Source organism: Pseudomonas agronomica (assembly GCF_025917275.1).
GTDB lineage: Bacteria > Pseudomonadota > Gammaproteobacteria > Pseudomonadales > Pseudomonadaceae > Aquipseudomonas > Aquipseudomonas agronomica.
Genome location: NZ_JAOSHO010000517.1, coordinates 1 through 3417 on the forward strand (window position 1 = coordinate 1; position 3417 = coordinate 3417).

Consider the following 3417-nt stretch of genomic DNA (forward strand, 5'->3'; position numbering starts at 1 on the left):
CCCACAGGTGCCAACGGTTATTCGCCGATAGCAGCTTTGTAGCCGGAAGCGTCGAGCAGTTGGTCCAACTCGGCCTTGTCGCTTGGCTTGAGCTTGAAGATCCACGCCCCATACGGATCGGAGTTCAACAGCTCGGGCGAGCCGCCCAACTCTTCGTTGATTGCAATCACTTCACCAGCAATCGGGGAATAGATATCGGAAGCGGCCTTGACCGACTCCACCACACCGGCTTGATCGCCCGCAGCAAAAACCTTACCGACCTCAGTCAACTCGACAAACACCACATCGCCCAGGGCTTCCTGCGCATGATCACTGATGCCCACGGTGACAGTACCGTCGGCTTCCAGGCGCGCCCACTCATGGCTTTCGGCAAAACGCAGTTCGGCAGGGATATCACTCATATTCTGTGTCCTCAAGAGAAGTGTCAGCGGCCGGCGGCCCGCCGTAAAAAGGTTAAATCAGGGTTTTGCCATGGCGGACGAAGGTCGGCTTGACCACCCGTACCGGGTACCACTTGCCACGAATTTCCACCTCGGCACGATCGGCGGTAGCCATCGGGACACGTGCCAAGGCAATCGACTTGCTAAGCGTAGGAGAAAAACTACCACTGGTGATCTCTCCTTCGCCAACCTCTGCGATACGAACCACTTGATGGGCACGCAAGACGCCGCGTTCTTCAAGCACCAACCCCACCAATTTGTGCTGTACGCCCGCAGCGAGTTCGGCTTCCAGCGCCTGGCGGCCGATGAATTGGCGACTCGCCGGTTCCCAGGCGATGCTCCAGGCCATGTTCGAAGCCAAGGGCGAAACATCCTGGTGGATATCCTGGCCATAGAGGTTCATGCCGGCTTCCAGGCGCAGGGTGTCGCGGGCGCCGAGGCCAATGGGTGAGATACCGGCGCCCACCAGGTCATTGAAAAAGCTTGGGGCTTCATGGGCCGGAAGGACAATTTCCAAACCGTCTTCTCCGGTATAGCCGGTACGGGCGATGAACCAGTCACCGTCGGCGCGACCTTCGAAGGGCTTGAGTTGCTGGAGCAATTGGCCGCGAGATTGCGTGACCAGCTCAGCGATCTTATGCCGGGCGTGAGGGCCCTGGATCGCCAACATCGCCAGTTCGGGACGCTCATGCAATTGCGCGTCGTAATCGCCGAGCTGCGCCTGCATCCAGGCCAGGTCCTGATCGCGGGTCGAAGCGTTGAACACCAACCGATAGCCGTCCTCGACCCGGTAGATGATCATGTCATCGACAATGCCGCCATGCTCATTGAGCATGGCGCTGTACAGCGCACGGCCCGCATCCTGCAAGCGATCGACATCGTTGGCCAGCAGGCGCTGCAACCAGGCTTTGGCCTGGGGACCGGCAACGTCGATCACGGTCATGTGGGATACGTCGAACACACCGCAATCGCGACGCACCTGATGGTGCTCTTCGACTTGCGAGCCGTAGTGCAAAGGCATATCCCAACCGCCAAAATCGACCATCTTCGCGCCTAGGGCGAGATGAAGGTCATACAGAGGCGTACGCTGTCCCATGGGTTTCTCCTTCCGGGCTTGGCGAAGGTGCGGACGGGCACTGCACAGCATGAGCATCTGAAAAGAAGAGTTTTCTGACGCTCCCAGCTACCCGGTCCGACAGACGGACCGCACCGAATGCCGCGCATTGTATCCGCATGATGTAGGACTGGCACCTAGGAGGACGCTCAATAATTAAGATCGCCTGCTAGGGGTTTCGATGGGCCGAACGTCGTATCAATCCGATGACCGGTAACAGCCCTACCAGCACCAGCGTCAACGCCGGCAGCGCTGCCCTGGCCCATTCTCCCTCACTGGTCATTTCAAAGATCCGCACTGCCAGGGTGTCCCAACCGAACGGGCGCATCAGCAAGGTCGCGGGCATTTCCTTGAGCACATCGACGAATACCAATAGCGCCGCGCTCAGGGTGCCCGGCAGCAGCAACGGCAGATACACCCTGAAAAACAATCGTGGCCCACTGACCCCGAGGCTTCGGGCAGCTTCAGGCAAGGAAGGACGTATTCGCGCCAGGCTGCTTTCCAACGGACCGTAGGCCACCGCCAGGAAACGCACGAGGTAGGCCAGTAACAACGCCGACAGGCTGCCGAGCAGCAACGGTTTGCCCGCACCGCCAAGCAGGCTCGACAGCGGAATGACCAGTTCACGGTCCAGATAGCTGAACGCGAGCATGATCGAGACCGCCAGCACCGAGCCCGGCAAGGCATAGCCCAGGTTCGCCAGGCCGACACCGGCCCTGATGGGACGAGTCGGCGACAATCGTCGGGCAAAGGCCAGCAGCAAGGCGACGCATACAGTAACCAGCGCAGCCAAGCCGCCCAGATAAAGGGTGTGGACGATCAGCCCGGCATAACGCTCGTCCAGGTCGAAACGACCGCGTTGCCAGAACCACACCATCAGTTGCAGCACCGGGATGACAAAAGCGCAGGCAAACACCAGGAAACACCAACCGCTGGCCGCTACCGCCTTGAGCCCACGCAGAGGGTATAGCGCCTTGACCCGAGGTCGCTCGTTGCCGGCTCGCTGGGCACCCCGGGCTCGGCGCTCACCGTAGAGCACTACCATCACCGCCAACAGCAGGAGACTGGCCAATTGGGCCGCGCTGGAGAGGCTGAAAAAGCCATACCAGGTCTTGTAGATCGCCGTGGTGAACGTGTCGAAATTGAACACCGATACCGCGCCGAAGTCCGCCAGGGTTTCCATCAAGGCCAGCGCTACGCCCGCGCCGATTGCCGGCCGCGCCATCGGCAACGCCACGCGCCAGAACGCTTGCCATGGCGACTGCCCCAGCGCCCGGGCCGCTTCCATCAGTCCTTTGCCCTGGGCCAGGAAAGCACTTCGGGCGAGCAGATAGACATAGGGATAAAAAACCAGGACCAGGACCAGGATCACCCCGCCGGTGGAACGTACCCGGGGCAGGCGCAGGCCGCTGCCGAACCATTCACGCAGCAGCGTCTGTACGGGGCCGGCAAAATCCAGCAGGCCAACGAATACGAATGCCAGGACATAGGCAGGGATCGCGAACGGCAGCATCAACGCCCAGTCGAGCCAGCGCCGACCGGGAAACTCGCAAAGACTGGTGAGCCAGGCCAGGCTGACGCCCAACAGCGTTACGCCGACGCCCACGCCAAGGATTAGCGTCAAGGTATTGCCCAGCAGGCGCGGCATCTGGGTTTCCCACAAGTGGGACCAAATCTGCTGATCGACGCTCTGCCAGGACAACAGCAGCACGCTCAACGGCAGCAGGACCAACGCAGCGACGGCGAAGACCAGGGGATACCAGCGGCGTTGGGCGGGGTGGGCCAAGGAAAACTCTCGTTAAACAAACAGTGACGTGGCGAGGGCGCTTGCCCCCATTGGCTTTTGTAGGAGCTGGCGAAGCC

At 60.9% G+C, this 3417-nt stretch carries 3 protein-coding genes; all 3 read right to left on the bottom strand.

Features of this window, described 5'->3' with window-relative positions:
- Window positions 1-17 precede the first annotated feature (17 nt).
- On the bottom strand, window positions 18-401 hold the full coding sequence (gene gcvH / locus OC610_RS23710) for a glycine cleavage system protein GcvH (protein ID WP_264431304.1): 384 nt from the start codon (window positions 399-401) through the stop codon (window positions 18-20).
- Window positions 402-453: 52 nt separating this feature from the next.
- The gene (gcvT, locus tag OC610_RS23715; protein WP_264431307.1) at window positions 454-1536 is read right to left on the bottom strand and encodes a glycine cleavage system aminomethyltransferase GcvT; all 1083 of its coding nucleotides are present in this window, start codon (window positions 1534-1536) and stop codon (window positions 454-456) included.
- 187 nt (window positions 1537-1723) lie between these two features.
- The gene (locus OC610_RS23720) at window positions 1724-3340 is read right to left on the bottom strand and encodes an ABC transporter permease (RefSeq protein WP_264431311.1); all 1617 of its coding nucleotides are present in this window, start codon (window positions 3338-3340) and stop codon (window positions 1724-1726) included.
- Window positions 3341-3417 lie beyond the last annotated feature (77 nt).

What these genes read in the sequence shown, in the direction of transcription:
- gcvT (WP_264431307.1), bottom strand. Translation starts at nt 1,536, where the DNA reads ATGGGACAGCGTACGCCTCTGTATGACCTTCATCTCGCCCTAGGCGCG.
- gcvH (WP_264431304.1), bottom strand. Translation starts at nt 401, where the DNA reads ATGAGTGATATCCCTGCCGAACTGCGTTTTGCCGAAAGCCATGAGTGG.